The following is a 20,211-nucleotide window of genomic DNA, read 5'->3' as shown; positions in this document are numbered from 1 at the left end:
CCGGGCTCGACAAGATAGCGGGACTCGCTGTCGAGTCTCACCCACCCATAGCCGAGGGCGGGACCAAGCTTGCCGTTGGCAGTATTGCCCTGCCAGTCCCCACCAGGGAAGCCGAACGCCCACCATCGCAGACCCTCCAACTCAGCCGGCGGTGGGCAGCGGATCTGTGCAGCGTAGACCCCAGCGGGGACCGGCGATTCGAGTTCGAGTACGGCAAGATCCGCCATTGCCGCCGCGGATGTGTTGTACCTTGACGCGCGTCAGCATCACATCCGGACCAGCCATCGGAAACGCGACCCACAGCTGGGGTCGCTCGCGATCACCGGTGCGCGTCACGTGCGCCGAAGTGATCAGCCGACGCTCGTCCAGTACCACCGCGGTTCCAAGCGGCGTGTAGTCGTCCCGCGATGCATGGACGGCGGCTATCCAGGAACGATGACGGGGCGCGACATCCACGCGATCTCGCTCAGGGTTTGGCCGCGCCAGGCTCGGCTGGCGGTGAAGGTGTTGGCGACGGGTTCCATGTCATCTCGATCTCGAAGTTGCCCTCGCTGGCCGCTTTGGCCACTAGCCAATTCGTAGTGCCGCTGACCTTTATCCCGAACTTCAGCTTCACCTGATCAGGTCGTGCTTGCTGGACGCGGTCGAGCACGACCCGCGCTGCCTCCACCGCCGGCGCCACGGCCTCCTTGACTCGCCCAGCGATCTCCTGGACACCCGCCGGACGAAACCCCGGAAGGGGATCGATCTCGAACCGCACCACGGTCTCGTCGTCGAGCTCGTACTGCACAACACTGGGCTCCACGCCACCCCTCCTCGTCCAGCCACCCGTCACATATCGATTTGCTAATCGTTTCAGCCGGCCCCACTGCTACAGCACCCCGAGCGTGACGAGCAATCGTCGCGGGTGCGTCGATCCGAGGTGGGGCTGTCCCATGGCGGCAGGGGCGGCCAGTTTGCTGGCTGGAATGTCCGGTTTCTGGCGTGAGGTCGGGCGGGGCGCGTCCGATTAGGTGTCCGATGACCGGTGATCTATACCGGACGCGTCCCGTCGCACCATGATCAGTCGGTTGGCTTGGCGTGTTTGGGCTGGCGAGGGTGGCGAGCGACGGCCGCGGGGGCGTCGATCCAGGTGGTGCCGTCCCAGGGCGACACGGTTGGCATGGTCAGCAACGCGTCGGTGGCTCGCTCCGCGGCGAGTGCTCGCAGCAGGTCCACCGTCGCCGTCTCGGATCGGCCGGCACCGCAAGCTCGTGTCGCCCGGGCCAGGCGGTGCCGGCTCCAGTGGGTGAGGTTCGGTTTGGAGGCGAGGCGGGCTGCGCGGGTGAGGGCTCGTTCGCGGCGGATGACGATCCAGGTTTGGTCGCCGGTGCCGGCGCCGGCGTAGGACAGCAGGTGCTGGCCGAGCGACCGGACGACCTGGCCGAGTCGGCTGAAGCGTTGGCGGGTACCCGTGGCTCGTAGTTCGAGTCCGAGGGCCAAGTGCAGGGCCAGTACCGAGGCCACTGGTCCGCCGAGGGCTCGCCACAGGCTGCCGGGCCATTCCGAGACGAGCAGGGCGGCGACGACGCCGAAACCGGAGAGCAGCCACACGACCGACCCGTACATGCCCGGGCGGCCCGTTCGTTTCAGGTTGGAGCGTATGGCCAGACCGGAGCCGAGCAGCAGCACTTCGACGACGGTGAAGAACGCGACGGCTTCCCAGAGGTGGACGTGGAGCACGTCGTGCCAGACACGGAACGACGCGTCCGCGGAGGCGGCCAGGCTCCGCCGACCCGAAGGCCGAGGTTCAGCGAGTTGCGGCATTCGCAGTAATTGCGCCGACGATGCGCCGATCCGTGTCAGCCTATACAGGGTGCCCCGCCGCGAAGGTCCGGCGGCCGTCACGCACGGGCTCAAGGTCGTCATGCGAGCGGCCTGGGCGACGCAAGACGTCATCGCCGAGGCGTCACCCCTCCAACGACCTCAGGTATCACCGCGGCGATCGAGGTGCGATCCGGGATCGTCCGGCCTCTCTGCAATAGGCCGTCCGGTTGAGATCGCACGCTTGCGGTTGTCCCGGCAGGTGCGGCTGGGATATCCCGGTAGGTCCGGAGGGCGAGGGAGGGCGGGGTGACGTTGTGGAATGGTGCTGACTATCCGAGCTCCCTGGGATTTCTCATCGACTGCCTGGAGCAGATCCCGCCCCTGCGCGACCCTGGCAGCCGCCGCCTCTGTCTGGAGCTGCTGTCCGACCGTCTCGGCAAACCGCTGGTCGTCGAGGAACTCCCGACCGCCCGGGCGAGCCTGATCGGCATCGTGCAAGCCTGCCGCCGGAGGGATCCGCGGGCGCTCAGCGCGTTCGTCGACGCGATCGAGCAAATGGAGCCCGGGTCGATCCCGGTGCAGCGCGCCCGGTCCGCCGTTGAGGACATGGTCGCGCTGGACGAAGACAGGGCCGCGTTGGACCTGGTCACCGAGGACGACCGCCAGGAGCTGCTGCACCTGCTCGGCGAGAATCCCAGCGGCAGGCTGGCTGAGCTGGTCCGGGCGGCCGCCGGGCCCGCGGCCGAGCTGACCTCGGCCGACCATCGCCCGGCGGACGCCCTGGCCACGCTGGAGCGGATCAACGCGCAACCGGATGGGGTTCCGCCGTTGCTGCTGTTCGTCGAGTACCTCGCGGCCGCCGCCGCCGACGACCGGCGCGCGGCGGGCCTGCGTGCGTGGAACGACCGGCAGGCCGCGCGCCTGGGCATGACCGAGCAGATCAAGGCCGTCCGACTGATGCAGGCCACTGAGCCGGCCGTGGCCGAGAAGGTCGTCGCCTACCTCGTCGTCCGCATCGAACCGGACCTCCTCGAAGCCGGCACGCTCGTGGTGGTTCACTGGCGGCACAACGATCCTGCCGCCTGGCGGCCGCTGCGGAGCGAACCGTTCAGCGGCAACCTCGACGCCGTCCGCGCGCATATGGCGGAGCTGGTCGCCGAGGCCGAGACCGGCTGGGCGAAGGACGCCTCGGCGATCCGGATCGAGTTCCTGCTCCCGTACTCGCTGCTGAACCTTCCCGTGGACCAGTGGGACCTGGAGGCAGGCAGCTCGCTGCCCCGCCCGCTCGGTCTGCACTACCAGGTCGTCGTCCGTAGCCTCGACCGCGCGCGCTCGCCGCGCTGGCACCGGGAATGGCGGCGCCGGTGGGACCTGCTCAAGCAGGTGCCCGCCGGGCTGACGACACCGGAAGAGCACTGGCTGTGGAGCGATGGCGCCAAGTGGCGGCACCTGACCGCGCTCGACGCCAAGCTGGCCGCCCAGAAGAAAGTTGTGTCCCTGGTGCTGCGTTCGGCGCCGGACAGCGCGGACCCCGGGGAGGTCCTCGTGGGGGTCCGCAGCGGGGTGCCGGTGATGATCTGGCACCGCGTGGAGTCCGCCCGCCCGGCGTTCGAGGCGGAGATCAAGTCCCTGCGCGACGTCCTGCCCGAGCTCGTCGAACACCTACGCCTGCTGCGCGGTCGGGCCCGACAGGCGGCCCGACCCGATTCACACGTCGGCAGTCGCGTTTCGCTGCTGTGGGACGACCCGGCAAGGCCCGTCGAGCCGCAGGACCCGCCTGCTGCCCCGATCGAGGAGGTGCCCGTGCGATGAGTGGTGCCGAGATCCCGCCATGGTGCCTCTACCACGGTCACGGGCTGCCGCCGCGCGCCGTCGAGGAGGCCGCCGAACTGCCCGCCCCGCCCAGCTGGCGCACGTTCGACGGCGGGCCGCCGCTGCCGGTCCCGCCGGCATCCGACGCCGAGTTCGTCCGGCGGCTCGGGGTGCCGGCCGTGGCCTCGGCGCGGGACGCGGCGCCCGAGGAGATCCTGACCGTGAACGCAGCGCTGTTGCTGCGACGTCCGCTGCTGATCACCGGCAACCCCGGCACCGGCAAGTCCAGCGTGGCCTACAAGATCGCGCGAGAGCTGGGGCTCGGCCCGGTGCTGCGCTGGCCGATCAGTAGCCGCACCGAGTCCCGCGACGGGATGTACACCTACGACGCGATCGGCCGGGTCCAGGCCGCGGCGGCGGAGGATGGCGCAGGCATCGGCGCGTTCGTCCGTCTCGGGCCGCTCGGCACCGCGTTGCTGCCCTACGACCGGCCACGCGTGCTGCTGATCGACGAGCTCGACAAGTCGGACATCGACCTGCCCAACGACCTGCTGGCGGTGTTCGAGGACGGCGACTTCGAAATTCAGCCGCTGACCCGCATCGCCGCCACCCAGCCGGAAGTCACCGTCTTCACACACGACCGCGGCGGCCGGGCCACGGTGCGCGAAGGGCACGTGCGGTGCCGCGCGTTCCCTGTCGTGGTGGTGACCAGTAACGGGGAGCGGGACTTCCCGCCCGCGTTCCTGCGACGCTGCCTGCGGCTCGACATGCCTCAGCCCGGCTTCGAAGAGCTCGTCAGCATGGTCGCGGCGCACTTCCACGACGTGCCCTCGCGCAGCGACGACCTGATCCACGAGTTCCTCGCGAACAGCGGCCGGGAGGGCGGCCTCGCCAACGACCAGCTGCTGAACGCCGTGCACCTCACCACCTCGGGCGCCCACCAGAACGACGCGAGCTGGGACGTGCTGCGCGACACCCTGTGGCGGCGGCTCAACGTCCGGGGAACGGACTGAGGCATGGCTGCCCCGGTCGACCAGCTCGCCACTGAGGCGCTCAACGCCGACGAGATCGCCGACGCGGTCTGGCTTGCCTCCCGCATCGCGGCGGGCGAACCGCCGCGCGCCGCCGCGGATCCGCGCCCCGAGCCCCCGCCGTCTCCCCCGCCCGAACCCACGCCGTCGCCGCCGGAGTCCCGCGCCCAACACCCGCCGCTCGACCGCCAGGTGCCGAGGCCGGCCCGGCTACCCGGCCCGGCCGAACCTGCACCCACTCCGGTCGAGCCGATCCCGGTGCGGCAGCGCGCACGGAAACTCGCGGCGGTGTCGCCGATCCGCTCGATGCCGCCGGGCCTGCCTAAGGGACTGGCGAAGGCGCTGCGGCCGCTGAATCGCCTCGTCCGGCTGAAGCACCAAGTCGAACTGGACGAAGAGGCAACCGCGGTCGCCGCGGCGGAGACCCGGGCGTGGCTGCCGGTGCACCGGCCCTCCCGGGGCCACCCCTTCGGGGTCGTGCTGGTCCTCGACCGCGGTTCTTCCATGGAATTCTGGGAACGCACCACCGTCGCGTTCCGCGCACTCCTGGAACGGCAGGGCGCGTTCAACGACGTCAAGACGGTCTCGGTGGACACCGACGATCCGGTTGTGCGGGCGGTGGAAACCACGCCGGGCACCGGCTGCGAACCGGCGCAGCTCGCCGAACCCAGCGGCCGGCGGATCATCGTCGTCCTCAGCGATGGCGTCGGCCCGGCGTGGCGCAGCGGATCGATGTTCCAGCTACTGTCCCTGTGGGCCACGACGTGCCAGGTCACCCTCTTCCACCTCCTGCCGGGTGAACGCTGGAGCTGGACCGGAGTGCACGCGGTGTCGCAGACCCTGCGCGGCGTCCTGCCCGGCACCGCGAACCCCATTCCCGTGCTGGAGCTGGAACCGAGGCACCTGCGCAGCTGGGCGGAACTTATCTCCGGCGTGGCCGGGGTGCGGCTCCCCGTGCTGGCACCGTCGCTCGTTGAGGACCCCCCGGACAGCGAACCGGCACCCGCCGAAGACGCGTTTTCCCCGGCGGATAGGCTCGACCGTTTCCTCGCCACCAGCACCTCGCCCGCGATCCGGCTGGCCGGGCTGCTCGCCGCGGCGCCGCTGACCCTCCGCGTGATGCAGGCGGTGCACGGCACGCTGATGCCCCACTCCCGGCCCGCGCACCTGGCGGAGATCCAGCTGGGGCACCTGCTTCGCCGGGTTCCGGCAACCGCGGACGGCGAAACGCCGCCTGTCGAGTATGACTTCGCCCCGGGGCTGCGCCGCAGGTTGCTGGCGACGGCGTCGCGCGCGGACACCGCACGGGTCCAGCGGGTAGTCGAAGACGTCCTTGGGCCGCAAGAGCCCTCGGTGGCGAATTTGCGGAGCGCCCTCGCCGCTCCAGACGACGCCCCCCTACCGGTGGTTACCTCGCGCACTGAGCCTCTGATAGCCGTTCAACGTGACGTTCTGAGAGCCTTGTCCGGCCCGTACACCCGTCGGGCAAACCGATTGGGTGACGCCTTGGACCGTTTTCAGAGGTCCCGTAACGATCCCGGGGCGAGTGCGACTCTAGATGGCGAAGCGGTAAGGTCCGCCCCGTCAGATTCCGCAGCTGAACCGATCAAGCCTCGAAGGATTTCTTCAGTGACCACCACCGGTTCGGAGCCAGGCACTGAGGTCCGCCGCTCCGGCAGGCAGCCTGCCGTCTGGGGCGGAGTCCCGCTTCGCAACATCAACTTCATCGGCCGCGGGGACATCCTGCAGGCGTTGCACGATGAGCTCTCGAAGTCGACCCGCACTGCGGTGCTGCCGGGCGCGCTGCACGGCATGGGCGGCATCGGCAAGTCGCAGATCGCTGTAGAATACGTGTACCGCCACGCCGAAGAATATGACCTGATCTGGTGGATTCCCTCGGAGAACCCGTCCGAAATCCAGGCGTCGCTGGTGAAACTGGCGAAGCGGCTGGATCTCCCGGTGGAGCAGTCGGTGGACACCGCAGTGCCCGCCGTGCTGGAAACGCTGGGCTCCGGCGAACCCTATCGCCGCTGGCTGCTTGTGTTCGACAATGCCGACCGGCCAGAGGATGTCCGCGAGTTCTGGCCCCGTCGGGGTGAGGGCCACATCCTCGTGACGTCCCGGAACCCGCAATGGTCCGCGGTGGCGCAGGCCGTGGAGGTCGATGTATTCCAGCGTGAGGAAAGCCGGGCGCTGCTCCAGCGGCGCAACCGGGACCTCGGCGACGAGGACGCCGACCGGCTCGCCACCGTGCTCGGCGACCTCCCGCTGGCCGTCGAGCAGGCCGCGGCCTGGCGCGCCGAAACCGGCATGGCGACCGACGAGTACCTGGACCTGTTCGAGAGCAAGCGCACCGAACTGCTGCAAACCCGGCCGCCAGCGGACTACGACGTCGCGGTCGAAGCCGCTTGGAACGTTTCGCTGGACAGGCTGCGCGACGAAAACCGCGGCGCGCTGGAATTGCTCGAGGTGTGTGCTTTTTTCTCCCCGGAGCCGATTCCCCGGGCAATGTTCAGCGGTGTCCGCAACGTCCCGACGTCCGAGGTGCTGGAAGAGACACTGGGCGACCCCATCCAGCTGGGCCGGGCGATCCGGGAGATCACCCGCTACAGCCTCGCCAAGATCGATCACCGCAGCGACACGCTCCAGCTGCACCGGCTCGTGCAGCTGGTGCTGCGCAACAAACTGGGACCAGACGACCAGGAGCGCGTGCGCCACACCGCGCACCTGTTACTCGCCACCCGCGACCCCAAGCTACCCGACTCGGTCGACTACTGGTCGCGTTACGCGGAAATGCTGCCGCACATCCGGGCCGTCGACGCCCGCAACTGCACCGACCGCTGGGTACGGCGGACGGCGATCAACGCCGTCAACTACCTGTTCGCCTTCGGTGACCCTGCCGGCGCGCTCGAGATGGCCAGGGAATACGCGCAGTTCTGGAAAGAGAAGCTCGGTGAAAAACACCCCGACACACTGGTCGTTTCGCGGTGGTGGGGACGCACGCTGCGCGCGCTCGGCCGGTTCGACGAAGGTCGCGCCGTCGCAGAGCGGACGTTGGCGCTGATGCAGGAAACGCTCGGCGAAAAGCACGAGGAAACGCTGCTCACCATGCATGGCGTCGCCTCGGATCTGCGCGCGAAGGGCGACTTCGAACGCGCGCGGCAAATGAACGAATTTGCCTATCGGAGCGCGCTGGAACGCTTCGGCGAGGACGACCCGGACACGCTCGCCGCGGCCAACAACTACGCGCTGAGCTTACGGTTGGTCGGCGACTTCACCACGGCGCGCGACCTGGACGAGCAGACAGCGCAGCGCAAGCAGACCGTTCTGGGTCCGGACCACCGGCACACGCTGCTGACCTTGGACAACTGGTCCGTCGACCTGCGCGAGACGGGCGACTACCTGCGGGCGCGCACCGAGCAGGAGGACACCGTGCGCCGGATGCGGGCCCACCTCGGCGCACGGCATCCGATGACTCTCTCCGCCGTCAAGAACCTCGCGATCGCCTACCGCAAAGCGGGTCGACACCGCGACAAGAAGGCGCTCACCCTGGCCATGGAGGCCACCGACGGTCTGGTCACCAAATACGGTGAATCCCACCCCGACGCGCTGTCGGCGACGATGGACCTGTCGATCGAGCACCGCCAGGACGGCAACCTCACCGAGGCCCAGCGGCTCGGTGAGCATGTCAAAGGCCTCTACGAAGCGACGTGGGGCGAGAAGCACCCGTTCAGCGTGGCCGCCGCGACCAACCTCGCCGTCACACTGCGGCTGCACGGTTCGGTCGGGCAAGCCCGCGCGCTGAACGAGCGAGCGCTGGCTGACATGACCGAAGCTCTCGGCCACGAGCATCCGTTCACGCTGGTGTGCGCGACGAACCACGCCAGCGACCTGGCCGCGTCCGGTGACCACGAAGGCGCTTACGCACTCGATCGAGCCACCCTCGAACGCTCCGAGCGCATACTCGGCCCAGATCACCCGTCGTCGCTGGCGCTTCTGGTCAACCAGGCCCTCGACCTGCGGGGGCTCGGTCGCGTCGACGAGGCGGACAGACTCCAGTTGACCGCCGTCCAGCGCTTGCGCCAGGTCCTCGGCCCGGAGCACCCGGCGACCACCGACGCGCAGTTCAACCACCGTGCCAACTGCGACATCGACCCGATGCAGATCTAGGCGCCTTCGGACAAACGCCTCCGGGTGAAGGAAATACTCGACCGGAGGCGTTTCTGTATCAGCTTCAGCTGAGCCAACGCGCCAGCCGATCCGGATTCGGCACCACCCCACGACGCGACCGCACCGCGCGGTGCACCGCGTGCACCAGCTCCGGCCGGCTCAGCAGAGCCGGATGCCGGGTCGCCAGGGCGAACCCGGCCCACGCCACCGCTGAATCCGGCGCGGTCATGAGCTGCTGTCGGTACAGCTCGGCCGCGGTCGTGATGTCGCCGTCGACGAGGGCCAGGTCCGCCGCGGACATTCCGGCGATCTCGGCCATCGCCAGGTCCGGCTCGGCGCGGTAGATGTCGTACAGGTCCGGGTCCGTCAGCCACGTCCGCGTGAGCGCGAGCCGGGCGTGCCCGGCGGCCCCCACCGCCGGAGTCAGGCTCGGCGGTGCGGCCGCCCGGAGCGGACACGGCCGGTTCCGCAGCCAGGCCTCGGCCAGCTCCACGACCACCCGGTCTGCTGCCCGCAGGTGCCGCAGCCGCCAGGACAGGCGATGGTCGAGGTTCGCCCGGCCGGCCGCGCGCATGATGTCGTCCGGCAACAGTTCCGTGCCCCACTCGCGAAGCTGCTCCCGCGCCGTGGTCAGGAACCGACGGCCGACCGCCGAGGGGACCGCGTCGGCGAGCAGGGTGCTGATGGCGTGCGCCGCCTGCTCGCGCCGGTAGGCGAACTCGAACTGCGCGGCCCGGGCTGCGAGTCCCGTCTCGACCGGGTAGTGCCCGTGGTAGAACGCGGTGACACCCAGGAACGAAAACGCGCCGTGCAGCAGCCCGGTCGGCGGCCGTGGGTCGTCGCGCCACGGCGCGTAGAGCCTCGGGGTTTCGTTGTCTCCGGCGGGATCGAGCAGATCGACTAGAACCAGCAAAGCGCCGAGTTTGCTGTGCTGGAACTCGTGTACAAGGGTTGCCGCGAACGTTGTTGCGTCCGACGGCCGGGACAGGACCAGAGAACCGAAGACCTCGTTGTGTGACGCACTGTAGGGGGTGAACCGGTCGACGGCCGCCCGCGGCACGAGGGTGCTGAGCCCGGCGGCGAGCTCCGACAAGATCGCGGGATGGTGCTCGGTGAGCAGCCGCCAGGTGTCCCGCAGGCTGTCCGCCCACCGCGCCACCTCGCCGACGTCGAGCCGATGAGGCGGGACAGGGCCGTCGAACTCACGGTACGGGTCGATGTCGTCGAGCCACAGCTCGCCTTCGCCCGTGCGCACGGCACGCAGGGCCAGCCAGCCCGGGCCGTCGGCCGAGCTGTCGTCCGGGAGCTGCATGCTCCCGGCCGGGCCCCGGACGAGGACGTTGCCGCATTCGGCGTGCACCTGCGCGAAATCCCACTCCCGGCGGCTCCGAACGTCGGCGAGGCCGAGTGTGGGCAGCATGACCCGGCCGCGCCACACCGGTACCCGGGACCGGAAGTCGTGCCCGGCGCGGATCGCCGCGGCGGAAGCCAGCCGGTGGAGGCCGCCGAGATCGGCCCACAGCGGCGGGTCTCCGGGCCCGCCCTTCGCCAGCCGCCGCAGGACGTTCACCGCCCACAGGCCAGTGTGCGGGTGCGTGATGACCCGGTCGGTCGCGGCTGGATCACGTCGCTGCGCCTCGATCAGCAACGTCCACGCTTCGTCGAGCGGTGGCAGCGGGGACATCGCGGGCTTCAGCTCGGCGGCGCTGTCGAGCACCGCACGCAGCAACGTCAGCCGCCTGCTGCGGTCGGCTTGCTTGAGCTGCCCGACGACGGCCACGTCACTCCTCCCCGCGGCCATCGCGTCGAGGTTCGTCAGTGACACCCGGTGGGTGTCCAGCATCGCGTCGTAGGTTCCCTAACCCCGGCTCAAGGAGCGTCCGGTGCCTGGTTCTGGAGAACGCCGGTCCGGCTGCATTCGGCCTGCCCGGTGACCAGCCGGAGCGAGCTGAGCAGGGCCGGGTCGTCACTGTCGCGCAATTCGGCCAGCGATAACGCGCTCAGATCGACCATGCTCGTGGTGACTTCGCCCCGCACCTGTCCCATGTCAGGTCCTCCCTCACGACACGCCCCGCGATCGGGGAGAGTAATCATCATGCAACACGAAACGGGATTTGTGAGCGTCCGCATGGCGGATCAATCGTCCCCGATCCGGATACGGTGCGTTTCCGAAGACCCACCGCACCGAGCATGCCATCGGTATTGCTCAGCAGTTCGCGCTGGCTCTTGAACGACGCCAGGAGCATCCAGGCGAGCGGCAACAGCGTCGCGGCGAAAGCGACGGTGAGGACGGGTAGATCAGGGCTCGTGCCCCGTCGCGACGCCGTGAGGTGCCCGCGGCCGTCGCGGCTCGGGCGGAGCGACCGCCCGGCTTGGTGTCTGCGGGGGTGACTGTCATGGCCGATCAGTCCTTCTATCGCAGCAGGCGGAACTGCGCGATGCTCAGCGCAGCGATCACCGCGAACAGCACGTAGCTGGCAGCATTCCCTCGGCGTGGTGCTCGGGGAGCGCGAAGCCGCCGCTTGCGTCAGCGTCCGGGATCGCCTGCGGGGCGACATCCTCGAGTTCACCGGCCGCGCCCAACTGCTGCAGCAGGCCACCGACCTGGTCCACCCCACGGCCGCCGGGATGGCGATGACCTCGGCTTTCGCCGGCGTGGCCGGTGTCGGCAAAACGACCCTGGCGGTCCACCTCAGCCACCGGATCTTGGCCCGGGGCGGTGACCGGACGGTGCTGTTCGCCAACCTGCGCGGCTTCGATCCGGCAGGCCCGCCCGCGGATCCGTTCGCCGTGCTGGAGTCGTTTCTCCGGCTCCTGGGAGTGTCGGGCGAGACAATCCTAAAGACCTAGGACGAACGGGTCCGGCTGTACCGTCGGTGCCTGACCAAGACCGAGGCGCTGATCGTGCTGGACAACGCGCTGGACGAACAGCAAGTCGAGCCGCTCCTGCCCAGGTCGCCGACTAGCCCGACCCTGATCACCAGCCGGAACAGCTTGCAGCGTCTGGACGGTGTCCGCAGCCTGTCGTTATCCGTGTTCACCACCGGGGAAGCGCTCGTCCTGCTGCGCCACACCGCCGGGACGGGCCGGATAGACGCCGACCCGGCGACCGCCGCCCGGATCGCCGAACTGCTGGGGACACCTGCCGCTGGCGCTCTCGATCATCGGAAGGCACATGCGGAACCATGCCGACTGGACGCTCGCCGACTACCTGCCGCCGCTGACCGCTCTCGCCATGGAAGGTGGAGTGCGAGCCGCGCTCGCCTGTCCGACCAAGGGCTACCCGCCGAACTACGACGTCTCGTTCGGCTGCTGATCTGGGCTCCGAACCAGGCGATGAGGTCATCGACGGGGTTGTCACTTCTCCCGGTAGTCGGGGTGGCCGGCGTGCTTCAGGCCGAGCAGGCGCACCATTTCGCGGTACGCCTCGGTGTAGCTGTCGATCGAGCGTGCCGCGAAGGATGTGGTGATCGGTCCGACCAAGACTCATTCGCGTGGCCGCCTGACTCTGGGGCGACCACGGTCCGGTGCTGGAACGACCATGTCCGGGCGTGGCAGCACCATCCGCTGGCCGGCGACGAGGTGGGGCCGTGGCTGTTCTCGGCCCGGCCCGACCGTCGCGCGCCGGTGCAGCCGGGGGTCTCGGACACCGGTTTGAGCGGCTGCGGAGCGGCCGGCTTGCCGGACGCCATGCTGCACCGGCTGCGGCACACCGTGGGCACTCATCTGGTGTCCCAGGGCAAGATCCTGAAAGCCGCCGCCCGGCTACGTCACCGGGACCCTCCACGACCCTGCGGAACTACGCCGATGCCCTGCCTCTCGATGACGAGGACGCCGCCGACGACCTCGACGCTCTCTTCAACGATCTCGGCGATGATGACGACCGTGGATGAGGTTGTCTGTGTGCGCGGCGGACACGCCTCAATCGTCGCCGGTCGCGATCACGGAATGCCCGAAATGTCTGCTCAGGCCCGCCCTATTGACTGCCTAACCGGTTGGTCCGAGCGGCGTGACGGCTGGAGCTCCGCCGCCGGCTTTGCGGCTGGCCGCCGCGCAGTACCTCCTCGGCTGCTGGCCGCGGGGCGGCGGCGGTGCACGGGGCTTCGTGAAGCGCTCGGGCGACGGCGGTGAGGTCACTGCGGCCGCCCTGCTTGTAGACCTTCCACAGGAACACGAGAGTGGCCAGCAAGCTCAGGAAACTGAACAAGGCACTTCCACTTGGCTCTGACTGACCTGCGGCAGGCAGCGAAAGTTGAGCATTCGGGTGAGCGCCGTAGCGACCGCGGTCGTTGTGTCAGCAAGATGATCCAGCCGCAAGCCCGACATCTGAGAGGTATTTGGTGACTGAGGAGTACTCGCAGCCGACGTGCCCCGTCCATGTCCCAGTAGAGATTGAGGGGCGCACGCTGTTCGTCGAGGTTACCCCGGTCGGGGAGCAGGAGGACCAGGAAGTCGCGGCGCGACTTCTGGGTTTCACTGAGTTCACGGACTCGCTCGGGGCGTTGACCGTATCCGTCACCGATGCCCTCCTCGGTGGCGTGCGGAAGATCAAGCCGGCGAAGGTGGCGGTCGAATTCGGCTGCGAGGTCGGAGTGGAGAGTGGTCAATTGACGGCGATCCTGGTCAAGGGGACCGCGAAGGCGAACCCAAAGGTCACCCTCGAATGGAATCCCGGCGAGCAGAGCTGACGTCGTCCGGTTTTATGTGTCACGGCCCTCGAGTCGCTTGAGGTAGTCCTTGATGGGTGCTTCCGTGGTTAGCCCGGCGCGTAGCCGAATGCCTCGGGACACGTCGAGGTTTTGGACTTCGGAAGCGGCATCGAGTCGAACTCTCGGACTGACGGAGGTGTCGAAAGCCACCTGGCGCAGAATCTTGATTCCCAGCGTCTTATCGGTGCTGCCGATCCGTCTGCCGCAGTCGATTCTATCGCCGGCAGCAACCCTAGAAAAGGAGGCTACCTGGAAAATGATGTCGCGGCCCGACTCGCTGTCCAAACGCCAGATCTGCTCGGCGGCGCCTAACTCGATTGCGGGCGAGGATTCGTAGCTTTCCACCAGTCTCTGGGCGGCCTCTATGCCTTTCACGGAGTCCACCTCACCCAGCGCGGTTAATGCGGCCAGCCGTAGTTTCGTGGAGAACTGTTGCGTTGTGATCATTTCTTGGAGGGCGCTGACACCGACTTCTGCATCCAGTTGCGGGGCCTCCCGTGCGGCCCGGATCGATAACTCTTCGCCGTCGGCGCGGGAGGACGACCAATGATCACGGCGGCTGTTGTACTTGCTGTCGACGCCGACCAGGCCGGTCAACGCGCGTGCGGCGGCGTTGGGGTCTATGCGGCCGGCGGCGAGCCCAGCAAGGATTCGCGCGTTGCCGAATGTCGGATCCGCTACGAGCTCGAGCAGAAGTTCCAGGCCAGCTCCTGAGTCGATGGCGGCGATTCGCTCGGCCGTCTCGATCCGGACGTCTTTCGTGACTGTCTTGCTGTCGACGATCGACTTGTACGCGTGCACAGCAGACGCGTCGTCGCGGTCGGTGAGTTCCTGCGCGGCCTCAAGACGGATGTCGACGTTCACTAGATGGTCTTGGGCGAGGGCGAGCAGCAAAGAGGTACCGGCACCGGCGTCCCTGGTTTCGATCGTCAGGGCGGCATCCAAGCGGATACGGTCGGATAACTCGTGGCGGCTGCTGAGGAAGGCCAAGGCGTCCGCATCCGCGCCTGGGCCGAGTGCGCGTCCCGCACTGAGCCTGGCTTCCTCAGAGGCGTCGGGGTCATAGGCGACGGCGCGGAGCAGTTCGCCGCCACGCTGGGAGTCGTGCTCGGCAATGAAGCGCGCTACTTCCACTCGGAGGTCGTCCGGTCGGACGTCGCGGGCGAGCCTTCCGAGCGCGGCCATCCCACGCCGGTGATGGTGCGCGAGCAGGTATTTCGCGGCCTTCAGCCGGTCCGGACCGTCGAGCGTTCCTTCGGTGGTGAGGTCTTCGAGGGCTTGGATGCCGATCGGGGCGTTGTGTTCCAACAACATCAGACTGGAGTCGAGGCGACGTTGCCAGCCTGCACCGTTCCGGGCCGTCACCTGGAGGACCGTGGCGGCCCGCTGGCTGTCGATGCGGTTCAAGCCTTCGGCCGCCGCGCGCCATTCGTCGTGGCTCCGGCCGTGCTCGGCGACCCAGCCGGCCAGTATTTCCACTAGTTTGGTGTGCACCTTCGGCGGCAGTTCCACGCCCTGCCTGTGCAGTTCGACGAGGAAGCGGTAGTTGACGTCGCGGTGGCGGCGCTGCAGCAACCGGCGGAGAACGGGCACGAGGTCGCGGTCCTGCCTGGCCCACAGGGCGGCGAGGAAGCTCTTGACTTCGAGGTCCGGCCACGGCCACGGCTGGGGTTCGATCAGTCTCCGCGCGGCGCGCCGGCGTGGTCGGGCTTGGAGTCCGGCGGGCGGTGCGCCTGGCTTGCTCGCTGTCGCGGCCGTGGCTGCCCGACCGGCAGGCGATGCGCCGAGACACTGCTGCCGGCCCGGCCGGGTGCAGGAACCGGTGCTGGTTCGAACTCGGCTGGGCCAGGTGCCGCCCGACGTGAGTTCAGTGACCATTTTGAGCGGCTCGGCTTCTGTCGAGAGTCGCGAGCGTGTCCCGGGCGGCGTTGGCGTCGGGCACGTCAAGATCGACGAAGAGAGCCAGTGCCTGCCGCACGTGGCGTTGTGCTTGCAGGCGATCACCTACGGCGAGGTCGTACTTGGCGGCTCCGTGGCAGGCATGGGCTTGCTCGTAGGGGTCACCGAGTTCGGTGGCCAGAGCGAGGGCAGCCATGTAGTTGATTCGCGCTTGGTCGAGGAAACCGCTTGCCAGGCAGCTTTCGCCGAGATTGTTGAGCATTTGCGGTTCGGCGGCCCGGTCACCGATATCGCGAGCTGCCGCGAGGGCCTGCCGGTGGTGCTCGGCCGCTTGCGCGTAGTGCCCCTGCCGGCAAAGCACAATGCCGATGTTGTTCGTGGCCAGGGTTTCACCCAACACGAACCCCGTCTCGCGGAACGCGGCGAGGGCCTGCTGGAGATGCTCGACGGCCGGCCCGTAATGTCCCTGTTGGATATGGACAACACCGAGATTGTTCAACGCGAAGGCCTCTCCCATGCGGTCGCCGATGTCGCGGGAGATGGCGATCGACCGTCGGTGCTGCTCGGTCGCCAGTTCGTAACGACCCTGGCGCCGGTGAACAACGCCGCAGTTGTTCATCGCGAAGGCTTCTACCACTCGGTCGCCGATGCGTCGGCCGATCGCCGCGGCGCTTTGGTAACGTTCGATAGCCACCGAGTACTGGCCCTGCTGCGAGTGGACGAGGCCGAGAAAGTTCAGCGTGATGGCTTCAGCTGCTGCGCTGTCGTTGCCACGGGCCAGCAGCAGTGCGTGCTGGTGATCTTCCGTCGCGAGCCTGTAGTTGCCCTGGCGCCAGTGCACGAGGCCGAGATAGCTCAGGGCAAGAGCTTCGGTGACAGGATTGCCGATTTCTCGGGAAACCGTGATCGCGTGCTCGTGATGGTTGATGGCCTGCTCATAGTGACCTCGTTGCCAGTGGGCAATGCCGATGTAGGTCAGGGCATATACTTCGGTGGCGTGATCGCCCGCGTCCTGCGCCGCACGCAGAGCGTGGCTGTAGATGGTCAACGAGTCTGCGTAGTTGTCGCCGAGTTCGACACAGCGAAAGAGCAGTATGACGGCCAACCGGGCGGTGTCAGGGTACGAACCACGGGTGACTGCGTGGGCGATGATCGCGCTGAGGTTGACCCTTTCCGCGGTGAACCAGGCGTCGGCCGTCGCGAGGTCGGCGATCGGTGACGCGGACTCGGCGGGCGGGGGGACATCGGACCAGTACTGGTCCTTCGGATGGTGAATGAAGCGCATCGCAGAAGCGGTCGTCTGCAGGTAGTGGTCGAACAGCCGGGTTATCGCACTGGACCGGTCATCTTCCGGATCGTGGGCCGCACTGAGGTTCACGGCATACGCGCGCAAAAGATCGTGACACGTGTAACGGCCGGGGGTGAATTGCATCAGCAGCTGCGCTTGGACCAGCTCGTCGAGTGTTTCTCGTGTCCGAGCCGGGTCCAGGTCGGCGAGCCGGGCGGCCGCGAAAAGGGCGATGTGGGGACCAGGATGCAGACCGAAGAGGCGGAACATCCGACGAGCCTCAGCACTGAGATGGTCGTAGGACCAGGAGAACACGGTACGGATGCTTGTGGTGGCGTCGCCGGTGTCCAAGCTCGCCAACCGAGTGGATGCGTCGGAGAGTTCTTTGACAAGCACCCTCAGCGCGAAGCTCGGGTAGGTGGTAGCTCGCGCCGCCACGATCGCCAGCGCGAGCGGCAACCGGGCGCACTGCTCGATCAGTTCGGTGACAGCGTCCGGGTCGGCAGCCACACGGTCGTGGCCGAGGTGTCGCGTCAGCAGCGCAAGCGCATCCTCCGCGGTGAGCACGTCCAGCGTGATGAGACGGGCTCCTTCCTGTGCGGTGAGCCCGGCGAGCTGGTTTCGGCTGGTGACGACCACCAGGCATCCCGGGCCGGCCGGCAGCAGCGGTCGCAGGTGCTCGGCATCGCGGGCGTTGTCCAGCACGACCAGCAGACGTCGCTCGGCCGTGAGGCTGCGGTACAACGCCGCTTGCGCGTCCACGGTGGTGGGAATCTGCTCAGGGTGCACACCCAGGCCATGCAGGAACCCGCGCAGGCTCTCGCCGGGTCGGGCCGGTGTGCCGGTGGGATCGAACCCTCGTAGATTCACGTACAGCTGCCCGTCCGGGAACCGCTCGGCGACGTGGTGTGCCCAGTGCAGCGCCAACGCGGTCTTGCCGACCCCCGCTGTGCCGTTGATCGCGGTGATCACGACCGTGGCCACGCCGTCTTGCGTGGATTTCTCGAGCAAGGTTTCCAACTCGGCCAGTTCGTTCGCGCGCCCCGCGAAGCGGGGCGTATGGGCGGGTAGCTGCCGGGGTACCGGTGGCCGCATGGGCGCCGGTTCCGGGATCAATGTGCTCTTCGCGCTCGACAACGGTTCGCCGCGGAGAATCGCAGCGTGCAATGCGCGCAGTTCCGGGCCGGGGTCGCTTCCCAGTTCGTCTCCCAGCCGACTCCGGGTGAGGGAATAGCGATCCAATGCCTCGGAGTCTCGGCCTGCGGCCACCAGGGCACGCATCAGTATCGCGGTCAGTGGCTCGGTCAGCGGGTGTTCGCTCAGCAGTTCCCGTACCGGCCCGATCACCTCGTCGTAGTGGCCGAGCCGTAGTTCGGCTCGTGCCCACGCAACGGTGCCGTCCAGCCGTTGCTGGTTCCAGTCCTCGCGCATCCGGGCGGCCCATTCGCCGGGCAGGTCAGCCAACGGAAGCCCCCGCCACAGACCAAGGGCCTCGTTCAGCAGGCGGACCTGCTCGGCAACCAGAAGCTCGGAGTGGCGGGCCGCGGTGGTCAACCGGTGAAACCGGTGCAGGTCGACGCTATCCGGGTCGATGTCCAACGCGTATCCGCCCGCCTGGCGGACCGGCCCTGCCTGCGGGACCGTTTCGGCCTGATTCAAGGTCTTTCGCAGACGAGAGATGTGGGCGTACAGCGCTGGTCTGGCCGCGACCGGGGCAGCCTGATCCCAGATCCGATCGATGAGCGTCTGCAGCATCACCGGGCGGCCGGCGTCCACGGCCAGCGCCGCCAGGACGGCTCGCTGCTGCGGTGTACCGAGGTCCGGCAGCCGCCTGCCGCGGTCCCAGACCTCGACTACTCCCAGCAGCCGAATTTCCACGACCTCACCACCACCGACGCGCCTTGCAAGACCGGGCACCGGCAGACACCGGCAGCCACCAAGGATCCCGCAAGCTGCCGGCCATTATCCGGCGAGCACCGTCGACCTGTCCACCACTGCGGTGTTGCTTCAGCAAGGCGGCCAGGCCACCGGGTCCGGCGTGTCGACATCCGTGGCGATGAGGAGTTACCGACATCATGAGCAAGTTCAGGCGCTACCTTGGGGTTCTCGTGGGTACGCTGGCTCTGTTCTTCGGCTTTGGCCCAGCGATGGCTCAGGCCAGTACCGCGCCGAATCACCAGGCCAATATTCCGATTGACCAATACTTCGAAATCAGGTCCCAGCTCACCCAGAGATGCCTCGACGTTGAGTCTGCCGGCAACGGAGACGGAGTTCCGGTCGTGGCAGTGGACTGCTGGGGCGGCGCCAACCAGAAGTGGCGCCTCGGCGATGCCGGAAACGGCTACTACGAGATCCATCCACTCAACAGCCAGAGGTGTCTCGACGTAGCAGGGTCCGGCCTCGACCAGGGCGCTCCGGCCATGCAGTGGGCTTGCTGGGGCGGCGCCAAGCAACACTGGCGGCTCGCACCGGTCAGCGCGTAGTACCTGACCCCACGGACCTGGCTCTATACCGGAGCCAGGTCCGTGCGCTTGCTGCGGCCTGGTGATGCTGGTTCCGGCGTCCACGGTCTCGGGGGAGGTCGCCGTCCCAACCGCCGACGCCCAGTTCAGCCGTGGAATTGCGGCGCAGCGACTCCCCGTGTGGACACAGCACTCGTAGCCGTCGGGCTTGAGATCGACAGCGCGCGAGCGGGAACTGTGATCATGATTTGTGTCCGCGCCCGGGGCGAGGTTGACTTTGGCGAACGTGAGCAGGCGCCGGACTTCTGCACCGGCCGCCGAGGGCAGGCCGGTGCAGAGCTGGACGGTCTGCCTCGGCGCGGGATCCGATGTTGGTCAGCGTCTACCGCACCATTTCAGACCCTGAGAAGCTGGCTGCCTACAACAAGCTGCCCCTCCGGCCGTCAAAGCCGGGGACGGTCGGGTCCTCGCCCGTGGCAGTCGGGTCGTGGCGCATGACGCCGGAATCGCCGAGCGCACTGTCCTGGTCGAGTTCGACACTTCGAACAGGCGGTCGTCGCACGTGCGGGTGCGGCCTACCACGAGGCGCTGGCCGCACTTGCTGACGGCGTCGAGCGGGACTAGCGCATCATCGAAGGCCTCGACCGACGATCGTGGCTGCGTCGGCGACGAACACGTAGCCGACTGCGTGGATCACCCCGGCTCGTCAGCGTGCCGCACCGTCGCGAACAGCGTTAGGCCAGTGGCATCGGCGGGGATGCGTTCGACGAGGTTCCAGCGGCTGATGTGGGTCATCAGGGCGGCGTAGAGGTTCGGGGTCGTGATGTTGGAGAAGTAGAACGGGCTTCCGGGGCGGTACAGGCGGGACAGAGTGGTGCGGATCAGGGCTCGGGCGAAGCGTTCTTCGAGGTAGTCGAAGAGGCCTTCGGCCAGGACCAGGTCGAAGAGGCCGTGGTCGCGGGCCAGGTTATGCCGGGCGCCGCCGGGGTGTCACAGGGAACTCGTTCGCCGCGCCGGGCCGTGTTCTGCCTGGC

The 20,211-nt window shown here is 68.2% G+C and carries 15 protein-coding genes and 1 pseudogene; 8 read left to right on the top strand and 8 right to left on the bottom strand.

Annotation, left to right across the window (positions count from 1 at the left end; translation table 11 throughout):
- Window positions 1–141 precede the first annotated feature (141 nt).
- The 3 genes from A3CE_RS56610 to A3CE_RS0119905 form a co-directional block, all read right to left on the bottom strand.
- Entirely contained in the window at window positions 142–456 is a 315-nt protein-coding gene (locus A3CE_RS56610; RefSeq protein WP_125591919.1) for a hypothetical protein, read from the bottom strand.
- Window positions 457–466: 10 nt separating this feature from the next.
- Window positions 467–805 carry a CU044_2847 family protein gene (locus A3CE_RS0119910; RefSeq protein WP_020641870.1) on the bottom strand — a complete coding sequence of 113 codons (339 nt, stop codon included), beginning with the start codon at window positions 803–805 and terminating at the stop codon, window positions 467–469.
- Window positions 806–1,062: 257 nt separating this feature from the next.
- Complete coding sequence (locus A3CE_RS0119905; protein ID WP_020641869.1) at window positions 1,063–1,806, bottom strand: hypothetical protein; 744 nt, start codon at window positions 1,804–1,806, stop codon at window positions 1,063–1,065.
- 306 nt (window positions 1,807–2,112) lie between these two features.
- On the opposite strand from A3CE_RS0119905, the gene A3CE_RS0119900 reads away from it, so the two are divergent.
- From A3CE_RS0119900 to fxsT, 3 genes are read left to right on the top strand one after another with little or no spacing between them, the layout of a single operon-like run.
- A complete protein-coding gene (locus A3CE_RS0119900; protein WP_020641868.1) occupies window positions 2,113–3,618 on the top strand; it encodes a VMAP-C domain-containing protein in 1,506 nt (501 codons plus the stop codon).
- Window positions 3,615–4,631, top strand: a complete 1,017-nt coding sequence (locus A3CE_RS0119895; protein WP_020641867.1) for an AAA family ATPase — start codon at window positions 3,615–3,617, stop codon at window positions 4,629–4,631. Before A3CE_RS0119900 ends, A3CE_RS0119895 begins: the two co-directional genes overlap by 4 nt.
- A gap of 3 nt (window positions 4,632–4,634) precedes the next feature.
- Window positions 4,635–8,819: an FxSxx-COOH system tetratricopeptide repeat protein gene (fxsT, locus tag A3CE_RS51380; RefSeq protein WP_020641866.1), complete on the top strand. Its 4,185-nt coding sequence runs from the start codon at window positions 4,635–4,637 to the stop codon at window positions 8,817–8,819.
- Between the two features lie 64 nt (window positions 8,820–8,883).
- On the opposite strand, the gene A3CE_RS0119885 is transcribed toward fxsT, so the two are convergent.
- A complete protein-coding gene (locus A3CE_RS0119885) occupies window positions 8,884–10,662 on the bottom strand; it encodes an HEXXH motif domain-containing protein (RefSeq protein ID WP_020641865.1) in 1,779 nt (592 codons plus the stop codon).
- 26 nt (window positions 10,663–10,688) lie between these two features.
- A complete protein-coding gene (locus A3CE_RS56605; protein WP_020641864.1) occupies window positions 10,689–10,865 on the bottom strand; it encodes a hypothetical protein in 177 nt (58 codons plus the stop codon).
- A gap of 447 nt (window positions 10,866–11,312) precedes the next feature.
- Between A3CE_RS56605 and A3CE_RS0119875 the strand changes: the two genes are divergently transcribed.
- Together A3CE_RS0119875 and A3CE_RS56600 are read left to right on the top strand one after the other, a co-directional pair.
- Window positions 11,313–11,669: a P-loop NTPase family protein gene (locus A3CE_RS0119875; RefSeq protein WP_020641863.1), complete on the top strand. Its 357-nt coding sequence runs from the start codon at window positions 11,313–11,315 to the stop codon at window positions 11,667–11,669.
- A 325-nt stretch (window positions 11,670–11,994) separates the two neighbouring features.
- A complete protein-coding gene (locus A3CE_RS56600; RefSeq protein ID WP_020641862.1) occupies window positions 11,995–12,135 on the top strand; it encodes a hypothetical protein in 141 nt (46 codons plus the stop codon).
- Between the two features lie 41 nt (window positions 12,136–12,176).
- Here the strand turns inward: A3CE_RS56600 and A3CE_RS59310 are convergent, their stop codons facing one another.
- The gene (locus tag A3CE_RS59310; RefSeq protein WP_020641861.1) at window positions 12,177–12,302 is read right to left on the bottom strand and encodes a hypothetical protein; all 126 of its coding nucleotides are present in this window, start codon (window positions 12,300–12,302) and stop codon (window positions 12,177–12,179) included.
- 857 nt (window positions 12,303–13,159) lie between these two features.
- Here A3CE_RS59310 and A3CE_RS0119860 point away from each other — a divergent pair.
- Window positions 13,160–13,507 (top strand): CU044_2847 family protein, encoded by a 348-nt coding sequence (locus tag A3CE_RS0119860; protein ID WP_020641860.1) that lies wholly within the window; start codon window positions 13,160–13,162, stop codon window positions 13,505–13,507.
- 12 nt (window positions 13,508–13,519) lie between these two features.
- On the opposite strand, the gene A3CE_RS0119855 is transcribed toward A3CE_RS0119860, so the two are convergent.
- Both A3CE_RS0119855 and A3CE_RS51375 read right to left on the bottom strand, forming a co-directional pair.
- Window positions 13,520–15,121 (bottom strand): hypothetical protein, encoded by a 1,602-nt coding sequence (locus A3CE_RS0119855; RefSeq protein ID WP_020641859.1) that lies wholly within the window; start codon window positions 15,119–15,121, stop codon window positions 13,520–13,522.
- Between the two features lie 274 nt (window positions 15,122–15,395).
- Window positions 15,396–18,593 (bottom strand): AfsR/SARP family transcriptional regulator, encoded by a 3,198-nt coding sequence (locus A3CE_RS51375; RefSeq protein WP_020641858.1) that lies wholly within the window; start codon window positions 18,591–18,593, stop codon window positions 15,396–15,398.
- 197 nt (window positions 18,594–18,790) lie between these two features.
- Here A3CE_RS51375 and A3CE_RS53560 point away from each other — a divergent pair, with 197 nt between their 5' ends.
- Both A3CE_RS53560 and A3CE_RS59600 read left to right on the top strand, forming a co-directional pair.
- Window positions 18,791–19,198, top strand: a complete 408-nt coding sequence (locus A3CE_RS53560; protein ID WP_020641857.1) for an RICIN domain-containing protein — start codon at window positions 18,791–18,793, stop codon at window positions 19,196–19,198.
- Window positions 19,199–19,545: 347 nt separating this feature from the next.
- A pseudogene (locus A3CE_RS59600) lies at window positions 19,546–19,801 on the top strand (DUF1330 domain-containing protein).
- Window positions 19,802–20,211: the final 410 nt, after the last annotated feature.

It is taken from the genome of Amycolatopsis balhimycina FH 1894, assembly GCF_000384295.1.
Lineage (GTDB): Bacteria > Actinomycetota > Actinomycetes > Mycobacteriales > Pseudonocardiaceae > Amycolatopsis > Amycolatopsis balhimycina.
Note: the sequence above shows the minus strand (reverse complement) of the source record. Positions and strands in the feature narration are given on the sequence as shown.